This is a genomic window from Sporosarcina luteola, from assembly GCF_007991495.1.
GTDB classification, from domain to species: Bacteria; Bacillota; Bacilli; order Bacillales_A; family Planococcaceae; genus Sporosarcina; species Sporosarcina luteola.
In genome coordinates, this window is record NZ_BJYL01000020.1 from 40,320 (window position 1) to 55,461 (window position 15,142).

Here is a 15,142-nt window from a genome sequence, read left to right on the forward strand (position 1 = left end):
CCTATCATACGAAAAAGTCCTCCTCAAAAAAGGTACGTAATTCGCTCTGACATAATCGTGGTTCATTTTAATAGAGCTTGTGAATATACTAATCTCGTTTGCTTGTACTATCTTATATTGTATTGGAGGGGTCGCATATTTCGTCAATGATCGTAGATATTCATAATCATATTTTGCCCGGCCTGGATGATGGGCCGAAGTCCATGGGTGAGGCGATTTTATTAGTGAAAAATGCAGCAGCGAATGGTGTGACACAAATCATTGCGACTCCACATAGGAACTCGACATATAGTAATGATGTAACGGAAATAAAAGAAGCTGTAAAAAATCTGAATGAAGAAATTGCTCTAGAAGATATCCCGGTTGAAGTTTTTATTGGACAAGAAATCCATCTCACTAATTTCTTGGACATGGATAAGATGGGGGAGCTATTAACGTTGGCTGGAAGTAGGAAATATATTTTAGTTGAGTTGCCTGATGATCATTTTCCGCTTTTTACTTATGATGTGATTTTTCAACTGCAGTTAAAAGGCTACATTCCGATCATCCCTCATCCGGAAAGGAATGTAATTTTAAGACGAAGGAAGGAAATGCTTTACGAGTTAGTAACAAAAGGAGTGTTAGTTCAAATAACTGCTTCGAGCTTGATTGGCAAGCAAGGAAGAACAAAAAAAAATTACTCTATTGATTTGATAAAACATAATTTGGTACACTTCATAGCCTCTGATGCACATGAGTGTAAACATCGGCCATTTCTAATTGGAACTGCATATAAATTTATTGATAAAAAATTCTCTGCAAACAAGAGAAACTATTTTATAGATAATGCTAGACATGTATTATTCGGTACTGAATTTAAACCTTTACCACCAATTGGGTATAAGTGAATTTCTAAGCTTGTAGTTCAGTCGGAAAAGTCATATATCCAAGAAATATCGATGTTGTAGGAGGATTTATTTGGATGGAAGATAAAATAAGCCTTTACGAATTGCTCCAAGCATTTAAGAAAAGATTATTGCTCAATATTGGTATATTTCTATTCGTCGTATCTGCGACCGGTTTAGTCAGCTATTTTCTTTTACCACCCAATTATCAATCTTCCACGCAAATCCTAGTAAACAAAAAAGAATCTGGAGATGAGCAATTAAACAGCCAAGATATACAAACGAATCTTCAGTTGATCAACACATATCGTGTGATCATTAAGAGCCCGGTTATTTTGTCGCAAGTTATCGAGAAGCTAAACTTACAAACTACTCCAGACTTACTAACAAAAAAAATATCGGTAACCAGTGAACAAAATTCGCAGGTTGTCAATGTCACTGTGAAGGATCGGGAACTGAAAAGGGCCGCTGAAATTGCAAATATGACTGCTGATGTATTTCAAAAAGAGATTAGTGAACTAATGAATGTTGATAATGTAACAATTCTATCACCGGCTATCAATAAATCGTATATAAAGCCGATTACTCCCAATACCCCATTGAATATTATCATTGCTGCAGTAGTTGGATTAATGATTGGAGTTGGAATAACTTTTCTTATTGAGTTCTTTGATACGACGGTTAAAACTGAAGAGGACATACAAGAATTAGTCGGCTTTTCTATTCTTGGTTTTGTAAGCCCGGCTTCCGCAAAGAAGATAAGAGATGCTCGGGAAAAAGAGGTGAGATAGTTTGTCAAAGAATAAAAAGTATCAAACTGCTGGAAGAGTCCTGATGACTGAACATATATCCATCTATTCGGAACAGTTCAGGTCTATCCGTGCCAATATCAATTTTTCAACGAAAAATGAAGGTGTAAAAACACTCCTAGTTACTTCCTCTTCTGTAGGAGAAGGGAAATCAACAGTTGCGGCTAATATTGCTATCGCGTTTGCACAAGAAAGCAAGAAAACCCTTTTGGTGGATGCTGATTTACGGAAACCGACAATGCATTACACCTTTAATCGATTTCTTTCTCCTGGGCTAACCAATTTGCTTATTAGTAATTGGGTATTAAAGGATGTAGTAAAAGAATCAGGGATAAAGGGGTTGGGGATAATAACATGCGGACCAATTCCATCAAATCCAGCAGAACTTCTTAGCTCCAACTCGATGGATTCCTTCCTTGAAGAAGTGAAAAGGGAATTCGATATCATCATTTTTGATGCGCCTCCTTTACTGTCAATTGCTGATGCACAAATTCTATCGGAAAAATGCGATGGAACAATTGTCGTTGTCAGCTCAGATGGAACAGAGAAGAAAAATCTTCTGAAAGTTAAAGAGACTCTCCAAAATTCTAACGCTAAAGTTATAGGAACAGTACTTAATAATTATAAGTTGGAAAAAGATCATTATTATAACGATTATTATATCAGGTAGGAGTAAGGAAATTGCATGGGGAGCGATATATATATGGAGAAAAAAGTGTTGCATATCCTGCCTTCAACTAGTTTGGCGGGCGCGGAAAATGTAGCTATATGTATAATAAGCAATTTGGTCGATTCCTTCGGCTGTGCATATGTATCCCCAGAAGGAGACATTAAAGACGTACTTTCAAGCAGAGGCATTGACTATATACCATTAAGAAATTTCTCCAGTTCAGAAATAAGAAAAGTTTTAAAAGAATGGAAGCCCGACATTATACATGCACATGATTTTACAGCAACGATAAAATGCTTATTTTCAACCATCTCTATACCTGTTATTTCTCATATCCATCAAAATCCATCGTGGTTGAGGACGCTTAATTTACGCTCGATACTATTCTTTTTAGCTTGCTTTAAATTGAGTAAAATAGTTTTAGTTTCGCCTGCCATAAAGCAAAAAAACTTTTTATCATATTTCTTTAAAGGCAAGTCCATTGTCATTAAAAATATTGTGGATATTAGTTGGATCACAAAAAAAGCAACTTTTCAAACAAGTGAATCGTATGATTTAGCGTTTGTTGGAAGGTTTGAGGAAGTTAAAGATCCTTTGCGGTTTATAAAAATAGTTTCTGAAGTGATAAAAGAGCTTCCTTCTGTGAAAGCGATAATGATGGGTGGAGGTACGCTAGAGGATGAGTGCAGAAATGCCATTCGGGCAAAGGGGATGCAAAATAACCTTGTATTGAGAGGTTTTTTGGGAAATCCGTATCCTATTATAAAAAAGTCGAAAATCCTTGTGATGACATCAAAGTCGGAAGGATTGCCGATGGTGGCGATTGAGGCATTGGCTCTAGGAAAACCTATTATTGTCCCACAATTAGTCGGCATTGAGAACATTGTAAATAAAGAATGTGGTTATACTTGCAAAACGAATATAGATTTCGTCAATCAAATTATTACACTGCTAAGATCGGAAAAAAAGTATCAGCAAATGTCAGTAGCTGCTTTAAGAAAAGCAGAGGATATTTGTAGTATGGACATGTATATAGAGCAATTGAAAAAGGTGTATCATGATGCAATCCATAAATGATATTGGTTCAGTTATTTTGCGTGAAAATCGATACGTTGAAAATAAATCGTATTTCTATTCAATAGACGTAATAGTCGCTGGCGCGTGTATTTTAGGGGGCAAGCTACTTCATAGTAATTTTCTGCTTTATATGTTGGTTGCTTATTTAGTTATACGGATACTTTATAGCTCATTGGCTTATAATTTTGCCTTGTTGCTATTATTAATTCCTAATTTAGGGATTATGCAAATAAGTGTCGGTGGTTCATCCGTTCCTGTATTGAATATGTTGATTTGTTTATCGTTGGTTAAACTGGCGCTTTCCTTTAGAAATATAAAAATAAAGAAGACCTACATTTTCGTTATAGGTTTTTTTCTTGCATATGAATGGGGGCATGCTGTTTATTATAATTTAAATTCCATATTCCTACTTTTTAGCTGGAGTGCTGCTGTTTTATTTGTTTCCTTATACTTGGTTTTAATAGATGAAACTTATAATCATCAAATAGCCGTTAAGCACTTTATCGTCGGGGTGTTCATATCAACGTTTTATGGGGTGTTGGATTTTCTGGATAGGTATGGATCCCTTGTGAATTATAATGCAACAATCAGATTTCATGGAGGAGCAGGTGATGCCAACTATTATTCCATGTATATTATGATTGCAATGTTTTGCATGTTGTATATTATAAGTCGTGAAACAAATAAGATTGGCAGGATGGTCTATCCCTTTCTGTTTTTGCTTCTCATGGCATTTGGAGTTTTAAGTTTATCGAGAATGTTTTTATTGGTAGTTACATTTCTATGTTTTTTACTCGTTCTGAAAGTTGTATTTACAGTTAGAAAAAGTAAAAGACTAATCACATTTATTATGTTTATTGTTACATATCTTTCTATTTTCATCGTCTATTACAGTAAGGATATTATGTCTGCAATAGGGTTGCTCTTTTCCCGATTTACCGATTTCATAGATGATCCGGCAGCACTAACGAGCAACAGGAATATAATTGCAGAACAATACTTGGAGCTCATGTCTTCAGATTATATACATTTGATTTTCGGAATCGGCATTCAAGATTATCATATAAGGTCGGGAGTTCTTCTGGAAACACATAATTTACTTTTGGAGTTATTTGTTGTATGGGGAATTGTAGGTTTCTTTGTTTTTCTTGTTTTTATACTTACAATATTTAAAAACACTAAGCCTTCAAAAATTTTCTTTGGTACAAGTTTAATTGGCTGGTTGCCCCTTCTCTGTATTGGAGTCAGTTTTTTGTCCATTAATGCAATGTCTAATGAAAGTTCTTTCCTATTATTATTGTTTGCAATGAAAAATATCTATGAATATGAACGGATTTAAATTATAAGGTAGAAAATATCAAACAAAGAAGGATCAGCCATTGAAACTATGAAAAAAACTGCATTACTCTTGATGGTAATTGCTATTCTTTCAAAAGTTACCGGTTTTCTACGTGATATAACCCTATCCTATTTTTATGGTGCTTCTTCTACGAGTGATGCATATATAATTTCGATTACAATCACTTCTGTATTGTTCAGTCTTATTATTCTTGGCATATCAACTGCATACATCCCGATGTTCAAACGAATTGAGCATGACTACGGTATCCATTCCGCATCTGCTTTCACCAATAACCTCATAAACCTAGTCTTAATTGTAACGACTGTCCTCCTTGTTATCGGAATTTGTTTTTCAGAATCAATAGTAAAAGTATTTGCCATAGGTTTCGGTGGTGCGACCTTAGAGATGGCAGTGAAATTCACTAAAATTGGATTGATAAGTGTTTATTTCACGAGTTTAACTCAACTTTATACAAGTCTTCTTCAAATAAAAGGAAAATTCATCATACCTGCATTGATCGGCTTGCCGTTTAATTTAATTGTCATAATGGCTATTTTCATCAGTTACCAATGGAATGTGATTTTTTTAGCTATTGGGACTTTAATAGCCGCGTTTGTGCAATTAATGTTCCTGGTCCCAACATTAAGGAAAATAAACTATCGTTACAAACCAACCATTAACTTCGCTGATGAAAATATAAAGAAGTTAGTCCTAATTGTTTTCCCGATAATGATCGGAATATCAATAGATCAAATTAATTTAATGGTAGATAAAACTCTAGCTTCCACATTAATGGAAGGTGGGATATCTGCATTGACATACGCTAGCCGTTTGAATGACTTTGTACAAGGAATTTTTGTTCTTTCATTCGTTACGGTAATGTTCCCTTTAATTTCAAATATGGCGGCCGAAAATAAAATGCACGATTTTAAAGAGTCTATTAGTGATGTGATTTCTAGCATAACAATTATTGTTATACCGGCAAGTATCGGCATTATGGTTTTGGCTGACCCGATTATCAGATTGCTTTTTGGTCATGGTCATTTTGATGAACGTGCCATTGATATGACGGCTCATGCTCTCTTTTTCTATTCTATAGGGATGGTCGGCTATGGTTTTCGTGAAATTTTAAATCGTTCCTTTTATTCTCTTCAAGATTCGAAAACCCCTATGATTAACGCTGCTCTTGCTGTTGCTTTAAATATAATTTTGAATTTCATATTATCTTCGTTAATGGGCATTAGTGGATTGGCGCTTGCTACAAGTATTTCAGCTCTCTTTTGCTCGACTTTACTAATGATCAGTCTCCGGAAGAAGATTGGAGGATTTGCTTTTAGAGGAATCTTCACTACATTGGTGAAAGTACTCATAGCGTCATCGGCAATGGGATTTGTCGTATATATTATGAATGAAATTTTACTAGCAGGATGGAATCCGTTAGTCAAAATGCTAGCTGTTATTAGCACAGGTAGTATTGTATATTTCATCCTTATTAACCTTTTGAAAGTAAAAGAGACGAAGTTGATTTTGGATTACTTAAAACAAAGAATGTCTATGAAGAAATAATAATAGTGAAATCATATCAAACCGTTGCCTTAGGAAAGACAGTTAGTCCTTTTTATTGTTAGTAGGGGATCTTAATGAGGTTAAATCCCTGTCAAGTCAGAATGATGGTACTTCTAAATGCATATGTTCAATTAAGGAGAAAGCGGCAACTGATAATTCTAAAGTAGAAAAAGAAGAACTGCGGGATAATTTTACATTCAAGAACGAATTTGCGCCAACGACATTCCGATTGAAAAATACATTTGGGATTAGTTTGGACGAGTTTTCTGAGTAATAGTGATGTTAAAACGTGATGTTAACCTAAAGGATGTGGATGGTTGTCTTCTACAGACGCGAAACTCAAAATTGTCCAAGTGATTACGAGAATGGATCATGCAGGGGGTGCCCAGATTCATGTTCGTGACGTTGTAAGCTATTTACAACGTCAAGGGCACCCCGTTCACTTGATAACAGGTGCAATGGAGAATATCCATCAGGGATTTGGGCATATACCTACGTATCATGTCAACAAACTAGTTAGGGAACTTAGACCATTAGCAGACGTGCGGGCGTTTTTTGAAACCAGGAAAATTTTAAAAATGATCGATCCTGATATTGTTGCAACTCATTCATCCAAAGCCGGCATTATAGGACGTCTTGCCGCCAAATCACTACGCATACCCGTAATCTTTACTGCACATGGCTGGTCTTTCACTGAAGGCATGCCGAATCCGAAAAGGGCTATTTATCGATTGATTGAAAAACTGGCCGGCGTATTCACAGATCGTGTCATTGCAGTCTCGGAATATGACAAACAGTTGGCAATTCGACGGAAAGTCATCCACGAAAGGAAAATCATTTCTATCCAGAATGGTGTGCATGATTACCCTTTGAAGCATCCTAAGGTATTTAATGCTGTTCCTCGTCTAACAATGATTGCTCGATTCGATATCCCTAAAAAACAAATTAACCTCCTTGAATCCCTTTCTAAATTAAAGCATCTTGAATGGACCATGCATTTTGTCGGAGATGGTACCGAAAAGCTGAAGGCGGAACAATATGCAAATGAACTGGGAATTGCTCATAGAGTCTTCTTTGAAGGATGGAGGAAAGACGTGGAAACTGTTTTAGAGAAGTCCGATATTTTCCTTCTGATTTCCGGTTATGAAGGACTTCCTTTATCGATACTAGAAGCGATGCGAGCTGGCTTGCCGATAATTGCGACAGAAGTAGGCGGCGTAAAAGAAGCGGTCAAAGTTGGAAATGGAATCTTAGTCGAAACTGATGATCATGAAGGATTAAAAAGTGCTATAGAACGGTTGATAAAAGATAAAGACTTACGAACACAGATGGGAACGAAAAGTAGGAAGTTATTCGAAGAGCAGTTCACATTTGCCAAAATGATGGAAGAGACTATGTCTTTGTATTGGACAATTGCAAGAAAGGAAGAAAATTAATGAAAATCTTGCTTACAGGTGGAGCGGGTTTTATCGGTTCCCATGTCGCAGAGCAATTGATAGCGGAAAAGTATGAGGTTGTGATAATGGACAGCTTTTCCACCAGTTCAGCGACGTATCTACCCGAGGGTGTGCGTTTGTACCAAGTTGATATCAATGATCCTGCTGCTGAAAATGTCTTTAAAATAGAGAAACCTGCAATTATCATACATCTCGCTGCACAAACATCTGTCGCCCACTCAATGAGGGATCCATACTTTGACTTTCAAACAAATACGGCAGCTACAGTGAAGCTATTACAATATGCGGTGAAGTATGGTGTCCGCCAGTTCGTTTTTGCATCTTCCGCAGCAGTATATGGGGAGACGGTTCATTTGCCGGTTGTAGAGGAACATCCTATTAGTCCTCAATCCTTTTACGCAGTATCAAAATATACTGCAGAACGATATATTCAAGCCTTTGCTCAGATTCACCGCTTCACTTATACAATCCTCCGATTTTCAAACGTTTATGGACCAAGACAAAATACTTCTGGAGAAGCGGGAGTCGTCGGAATTTTTATTTTAAGACAATTAAAGAAAGAATGCTGCACAATTTACGGAGGTCATCAAACACGGGATTTTATATATGTGAAAGACGTTGCATCTGCATGTAAAAAGGCGGTCGAATTAAACAAGCAAGGTATTTTCAATATTAGCTCAAATATTGAAATTTCAATAGAAGACTTGAATGAATTGATTGCTAAGAAAATGGATGCTGATATACATGCTAGCTACAAACCTTTTCGTAAAGGCGAACTCATAAGAAGTGTGCTGTCCAATGAATATTCACAACAGAAACTTGCATGGGAACCGGCCTATTCTTTAACGGAAGGGCTGGATGAAACAATCGAATACTATGTCCATAGATCTTTCCATAAGCTTTAATTATAAAATGAAAGGGCGGCGATATGATGGAACTTGTTCATATTTATATTTGGGACAAACGGTGAAAATAGAGACTGAAATTCTGACATACAGCTAGAATTTCAATCTATTCATCAAATTAAAATGGGCTAACTTGGAATAGAGGATTTAGGAAGATACTAGAGTGCTCAAATAGTTGGTGTATGAAAAACAGAAAAAGTGTCTTGGTTTGAAACTTACGTGAAACTGTTCACTATTCTTCAACAGTTTCTTTCTTGACGTTATTTATAAAGTGATTATTAATGGGAGGAAACTATGAATCTCGTTACAATTACATCAATTAATCAACTTAAGGACTTTCGAAACGACTGGTCAATAATTTTAGAAAGTACTAACAATACAAACCCTTTTATCGAATTTGAATGGTTGTATGAGTGGTGGAATTATTTGGGCGAAGGGAAAAATATTGAAATAATTGCTGTTCAAAAAAATGATCGTTTTGTTGCGTTTTTCCCCTTTATGTATACCAAAAAAGGGTTTACTTATGAATATAACTTTATGGCGCTAGGGCAAGCGAACTATATGGATGTTATAGCTTATTCATTTGTCTTGGACAGTGCAATCGAATTAGTTTTTGACTATCTACATCATACAAGGAAAAGGGTATTGTTTAACTTGCACGGATTATTGGAAAGCAGTAATACCCCTAAAAGTTTGGAAGCCTATTTGAAGAAGCGAAAGATTGAAAAGCGATCGTACCGAATTGTGACTCCTTTTGTTGACCTGAAAACAATTCATCTGGAAGACTACATGAAAGAAAGAAAGACACTTCACGGACTTGATAGGAGGCAAAAAAGATTACGGTCATTAGGAACAGTCAGACTCGCGACAAGTCACCCGGAAGAAATGGACATTATTTTTTATCTTCATAATAAAAGATGGGAAAAGAAAAATGATACGAGTGGATTTACGAGTCAAGAGAAAAGACAATTCTTTCGTCAATTAGCTGAAAATGAATCAGGAGCCATGCGTGTGCAAATTGAGTCTCTTTATCTAGAAGATAGATTGATTGCGTTTACATACGGCTTTAAATGTCGTGGAAGATATATGGGGTATGTATTGGGACATGATGATGCCTTTGACTATTTCAGCCCAGGAAGGATTCTAGTGAAAGAAAAGATTAAAAAGAGTGTTGAGAGTTCTAGTTCAATCGACATTTTGGATATGAGTATTGGTTATGAGCCTTATAAATTCGAATGGAATACCGACCTGGATTATACAATAAGGATGGTTTTTTCTTCAAATTCTATACAAGCCAAATCGAGAAGGAATATCATCTGGTGGAAAGAGTGGCTGCTTTCTGGTATCAAAAAACGCCGATCAGCTGTGTTATTTAGGCGGAATACAGTTGGGAAAATAAAATATCTAGTAAGGAATCTGCGTTCAACTAAGACAGTGGGTAAGTTAAAACCGGACGTTTTAAGAACTATAAATCGCTTAAGGAAATTCTTTTATGAACGAAAGAAGCATCTAGTATTAAAAATGGATCTTCATACAAATGGACTCATAGTCACGAATGAAACCTTTACACCGATCACCATAGAAAAAGTTTTTTCGGACATAGACTTTAAAGATGAAGCTATGAAAGAAATTGGAAAAAGGCTTTACCGCGGATTTATTGGTTATTCATCCGCGGAAAAATTGTCATTCGATACAATTTGCTGGATTAACCAAAAAGTAATCCGAATCGATGGAATTTCTTATTTGGAACAACTACGAAACGGAACTATCTATATAGAAGGGTGGGACTGCGATAATATCTTAGATATATGTGCTTCAGTAAAGCAAGATGTCAAAGCAAAATCAGTCATTATTAACTTAGAAAAGTCCAATGAAAAAACGTTGCGGTCTTTAGAAAGCAAAGGTTTTATCATAGATAAAGAAATTTATAACCGAACCTATTTTGGCTTCAAGAAATCTGCCATTATAAATGGCGGGAAGCGAATATAATTGCAAATGCAATTGGGACTATTGAAGAGGTTGACATTACAAGTCAAAGAATCACTCACTCTTCGTGGCAGTTAACTCAAGAATAGACATTGAAATAATTAGAACAATATTTTCTACCCGTTCTTTACTCAATTTATCGATGGTGTCATTGGCTGAATGGTAGGCTTTCTCTAAAGGGTAGTGAGTGAATACTACGGCATCAATTCCTGCATTATAGAAAGGGTAATGATCACTTTGATCTGAGGATTTAACGGGTAATGATTTTCCGAATAAATTCTCATTCGCTATATTGCCTGTGTTCGTCGCTGTATTTGGCAGGCCATCTACTGTAAACATTGTGAGAGGACCAGCATCCGCGCTTCCGACCATGTCTAGATTGAACATAGCAATTGTTCGTTCGATATCGTCTGTCGACATCTCACTCACATAATTTTCCGAGCCAGCTAAACCTGCTTCCTCAGATCCGAAAAAAATGATACGGATTTCTTTAGAAGTGATTGTGTCTTTTAGCATGCGAGCAACCTCTAGCAAAACGGCTGTGCCACTTGCATTATCACTTGCTCCCGGTGAATGGACGACCGAATCGTAATGAGCACCAATGATAATGATATCGTCGGTTGATGGTAAATCCGAAGTAGGTTTTTTGGTGACGATAAGATTTTGTGATTTGTTCTTGGCTTCTGTAGATCCATCTAGTGTAAAAGTCTTTTCATCGACTTCATACCCGTACTGTTCAAGTTGTGTCCTTAAGAACGCAGCAGCATTAGATTCGGATTCCGTACCGGCCACGCGGGGCTCTTTCGTTAATTCCAATATCGTTTCATGCACTTGATCGATATCCAGGCGACTTAACACTGCCGATTCCGTATCAGTTAGCGTTCGTTTCACTTCGTCTGTGGATGAACAGGCCGAAAGAATAAAGATGAGTGAAAAAAATAAGACTTTACGCAGCAATCGTATTCCCTCCATTCTCGTTTAGAAAATTGTACCATTATTAAATGAAAAGGTAACTACTTATGCGGAGAAGAAGATGAATATTCAGTGATATTAATTTTTTTTGTGCTCAGAAAATAAAATCCGTTTTGAAAATGGATTGAAAAGATACGGATGATAGAAAAACAGGATGAATAGGAGAGGTTATATTGATATCTATTCATCGTAGGATGATTTTGTCGAGCATATGTAATCGATATTTCGTGAAAAATGATGTCACAACTAACCAAAGTTACACCTTAACCGGTTTCGCCCATGCTCTTATAAATATTAAGGGTACGCAACCGCTTCAAACGATCTATATTGATTTACTTAAAAGTGAAGAAACACTATTTATTGAAATTGACAAGGAAAACAGAAGGCAAATTCGTAAAGCTGAGAAGCAACGAATGCAGTACGTTGTGTTGGAACAACCGAACACATCAGAACTAAAGGAATTCCAAAGCTTTTATAACCAGCATGCAAAGCTGAAACAGACATATAGATGCAATTCTTTTCATTTGCGGACGATGCAGAAGCTAGTCGAAAAGAACGGTTTAGTAGTAACGTATATTACAGACTCTGGACATAACAATATATATTGTTACCGCATATATGTAACCGACGGGGAAATGGCGATGACACTTTACTCAGCGTCGAATGTTCATCTTAAAACATTACCCGAAACGAGACGGCAATTGAGCGAGGCAAACCGTTATTTAATTTGGAAAAACATTTTAAGGTTTAAAAAGAAAGGGGTAAAAATATTAGATATGGGTGGATTGACAGACAAACCTTCTATTAAAAAGTTCAAAACAGGCTTCGGAGGAGACGTGGTCACTGTCTATTCGGGTTATACGGCAAATTCAATAATAGGGAAACTTACTTTACTAGCTAGGAATCGAATTCATATGAAAAGCGGAAAAAAGCTTGCGAAATAAAGGTGCTTTTATCGTCTCCTTGGATTTTGAATTGAATTGGGGCGTTCACGATGTATTTACAAAAAACCAGTATGGAGAAAATATTTTAGGGGTACGTAAAGCAATTCCTATGATGCTGGATCTTTTCCAGCAATATAATATACATGCAACGTGGGCAACCGTTGGCATGCTTTGCTTTGCAGATAAAAAAGAATTGTTGCTACATATACCTCATCTTCTTCCGACGTATGAAAACCAGGACTTCTCACCATATGGAAAAATGCATGAAGTTGGTGAAAATGAGGAAATGGATCCTTATCATTTCGGGGAATCGTTAGTCCGGCAAATTCTTAACGTACCTCATCAGGAAATCGGAACGCATACATTTTCACATTTTTATTGTCTGGAAAAAGGACAGGATGCAGATCAATTTAAAGCAGATCTACAAGCTTCAATGAATGTACCGTTGTTGGAGAAACTGAATGTCCGTTCAGTTGTATTTCCAAGGAATCAAACGAATTCTCCTTATTTAAAGATTTGTAAAGAGTTGGGCATCCATTCCTATCGTGGGAATGAAGAAAATTGGGTGTATGCGGCAAGTGGATATAAAGATAGAAGCAATTTTAAACGAATGATCCGGTTATTGGATTGCTATTTAAATATAACCGGTCATCATACATTTAAAATCGGAGAATATAATCCTGATACTCCAGTAAATTTGCAATCCAGCAGGTTTTTAAGGCCATACCATCCCAAACTTAAATTGTTGGAACAATTACGTCTAAACCGGATTAAAAAAGGTGTGGAACATGCAGCACGGCATGGTGAAATCTATCATCTTTGGTGGCACCCTCACAATTTCGGTACGCATTTAGATGAAAACATTTCTTTTTTACGAAAAATATTGGAACATGTGTCAAAGATGCATGAAACTTATGGCATGCAAAGTATGAATATGGGTGAAGCAGCTACGATAGTGAATAAAAGCGAAACCAATCACGTTGGTGCTTGATTGGTTTCGCTTTTTTATTTTTTGCCCTAAATCTGTCGATCGCTTCGAACATCACAACGCAGGAAACGTAATCATCAGTTCCCCGTCACTATTCACAACCTCAATGATTTCATTATCAAATAGATAAGGCGTGTCATTGGCATCTTGCGGTTTGACCGCTTCGTACATATTTTTTACAGATAGGACCGGGAAGGTTACCGGCATGAATCTTCCTTTATGTAGGATTTTCATATTGCCCATTAAAAAGAGCTCTTTGCTGGATGCTGCGAAACTTAAATGTCCGACTTCCTTATGTAAGCTTCCAGACACTAATTTAACGTGTTGCAACAGTGAAATAACGCATAAAATGAAGTCGTTTATTACAACGGGGGACAGTTTTTCGTAGCCTTGTTCGATGAATAAAGCGTTGAATCCATTGCGAATTTCTTTAAAGGAGAACAGGTTCTCGATCTTTTTCGTTTTTCCTTTACCAAGATTATTTATAATTTGTTTGCACTCCTCGAAGAATGCCTTCACTTGTCCTGAATTGTTTTCCCGTTGAACAATAAAATCCACGAGTTCTTTCATTACATGATTGTCTTCTGCATCTTTTCTTACGAATAATAAAAAGCTTAAGACGTCTTTCTCATCAAAACGTCTTTCTGCAAACTTATTGTAATAAAAATCAAATAGTTGTCGTTCTTTTTTATCCAAATCATTCACTCCTTGAGCCCGTAAATATGTAAGTGTTGGCTATTTGACTAGTATACCATGCTGATGTTTGTGAGTGCATTAACTATGAAAACAGTAAAATCCCGGATGCGCGCAGCATCCGGGATTACAATTAGAAACAAGTAAACTGGTCAATCCGATTTAAGTCAATACCGAAGTATTCCCATCTTCTGCGACTGGATCTCCATCGAAAGCCTGCCACGGAAGTGCGGCCTACGAATGTTGGGAAAAACCAGAAACCGTTTCGTCTGGATGTCCATACATATGTGTAACGAAATAGGCATCCTCTAATCCCACCTGGATCCACTCTTAACATTTGCTGATTTGGATAAGCTGGTATTTGGTTAGGTGGCGGTGCTGTTGGTGCCTGGTTGCCTTGGCCGCTTTGTCCGCCCGGGAAACCTGGCATCCCGGGACTTGGTGGGAATCCGGGAGTTCCGTGGCCAGGAGGAAATCCTTGCCCTGGAGGGAACCCTCCACCGCCTGGGAATCCTCCACTACCTGGGAACCCTGGTCCGCCATGCCCCGGTGGAAATCCGTGGCCTCCCTGACTCGGCGGAAATCCGGGGAACCCAGGAAAAATGTTGGACTGTCCGAAAGGCGTTCCATATGTTCCTCCGCCCCAATCTTGCATTCCATACCCTGGAGACCCCATTCCAGGCATAAAACTGTCCGTTCCATAGGATGGCATCCCCGCGCCCGGCATCCATCCATCCATTCCACTTCCGTTCATCATCCTTGCCTCCTCTGTATAGCCTTCAGGTAATTTTGGGTACCATTGTTCTTCATCATGATCGCTTGAGTACATACTAGACATTGATTCTCTCC

At 37.2% G+C, this 15,142-nt stretch carries 14 protein-coding genes; 11 read left to right on the forward strand and 3 right to left on the reverse strand.

The window, feature by feature from the left end; all coding sequences use genetic code 11:
- Positions 1–146 precede the first annotated feature (146 nt).
- The 9 genes from SLU01_RS07790 to SLU01_RS07830 all read left to right on the forward strand — a co-directional run bounded on the left by SLU01_RS07790 (position 147) and on the right by SLU01_RS07830 (position 10,699).
- Positions 147–887: a tyrosine-protein phosphatase gene (locus tag SLU01_RS07790; protein ID WP_147056985.1), complete on the forward strand. Its 741-nt coding sequence runs from the start codon at positions 147–149 to the stop codon at positions 885–887.
- A gap of 74 nt (positions 888–961) precedes the next feature.
- Entirely contained in the window at positions 962–1,675 is a 714-nt protein-coding gene (locus SLU01_RS07795; protein WP_147056987.1) for a YveK family protein, read from the forward strand.
- A 1-nt stretch (position 1,676) separates the two neighbouring features.
- Positions 1,677–2,363, forward strand: coding sequence for a CpsD/CapB family tyrosine-protein kinase (locus tag SLU01_RS07800; protein ID WP_170232632.1), 687 nt, complete (start codon positions 1,677–1,679; stop codon positions 2,361–2,363).
- Positions 2,364–2,396: 33 nt separating this feature from the next.
- Positions 2,397–3,440: a glycosyltransferase gene (locus SLU01_RS07805; RefSeq protein WP_170232633.1), complete on the forward strand. Its 1,044-nt coding sequence runs from the start codon at positions 2,397–2,399 to the stop codon at positions 3,438–3,440.
- Entirely contained in the window at positions 3,421–4,779 is a 1,359-nt protein-coding gene (locus SLU01_RS07810; protein ID WP_170232634.1) for an O-antigen ligase family protein, read from the forward strand. Before SLU01_RS07805 ends, SLU01_RS07810 begins: the two co-directional genes overlap by 20 nt.
- Before the next feature lie 48 nt (positions 4,780–4,827).
- Entirely contained in the window at positions 4,828–6,348 is a 1,521-nt protein-coding gene (gene murJ, locus SLU01_RS07815; protein WP_147056993.1) for a murein biosynthesis integral membrane protein MurJ, read from the forward strand.
- Between the two features lie 317 nt (positions 6,349–6,665).
- Positions 6,666–7,784, forward strand: coding sequence for a glycosyltransferase family 4 protein (locus SLU01_RS07820; protein WP_147056995.1), 1,119 nt, complete (start codon positions 6,666–6,668; stop codon positions 7,782–7,784).
- The gene (locus SLU01_RS07825) at positions 7,784–8,710 is read left to right on the forward strand and encodes an NAD-dependent epimerase/dehydratase family protein (protein ID WP_147056998.1); all 927 of its coding nucleotides are present in this window, start codon (positions 7,784–7,786) and stop codon (positions 8,708–8,710) included. The genes SLU01_RS07820 and SLU01_RS07825 overlap by 1 nt, the downstream gene beginning before the upstream one ends.
- A gap of 294 nt (positions 8,711–9,004) precedes the next feature.
- Complete coding sequence (locus SLU01_RS07830; RefSeq protein ID WP_147057000.1) at positions 9,005–10,699, forward strand: GNAT family N-acetyltransferase; 1,695 nt, start codon at positions 9,005–9,007, stop codon at positions 10,697–10,699.
- 51 nt (positions 10,700–10,750) lie between these two features.
- Here SLU01_RS07830 and SLU01_RS07835 read toward each other — a convergent pair whose 3' ends face one another.
- Positions 10,751–11,653: a M20/M25/M40 family metallo-hydrolase gene (locus SLU01_RS07835; protein ID WP_170232635.1), complete on the reverse strand. Its 903-nt coding sequence runs from the start codon at positions 11,651–11,653 to the stop codon at positions 10,751–10,753.
- Positions 11,654–11,841: 188 nt separating this feature from the next.
- Here SLU01_RS07835 and SLU01_RS07840 point away from each other — a divergent pair, with 188 nt between their 5' ends.
- Entirely contained in the window at positions 11,842–12,612 is a 771-nt protein-coding gene (locus SLU01_RS07840; protein WP_147057004.1) for a GNAT family N-acetyltransferase, read from the forward strand.
- Entirely contained in the window at positions 12,602–13,603 is a 1,002-nt protein-coding gene (locus SLU01_RS07845; RefSeq protein ID WP_147057005.1) for a polysaccharide deacetylase family protein, read from the forward strand. Before SLU01_RS07840 ends, SLU01_RS07845 begins: the two co-directional genes overlap by 11 nt.
- 51 nt (positions 13,604–13,654) lie before the next feature.
- On the opposite strand, the gene SLU01_RS07850 is transcribed toward SLU01_RS07845, so the two are convergent.
- Positions 13,655–14,296 carry a hypothetical protein gene (locus SLU01_RS07850; RefSeq protein WP_147057007.1) on the reverse strand — a complete coding sequence of 214 codons (642 nt, stop codon included), beginning with the start codon at positions 14,294–14,296 and terminating at the stop codon, positions 13,655–13,657.
- Positions 14,297–14,426: 130 nt separating this feature from the next.
- Entirely contained in the window at positions 14,427–15,131 is a 705-nt protein-coding gene (locus SLU01_RS07855; protein WP_246110925.1) for a hypothetical protein, read from the reverse strand.
- Positions 15,132–15,142 lie beyond the last annotated feature (11 nt).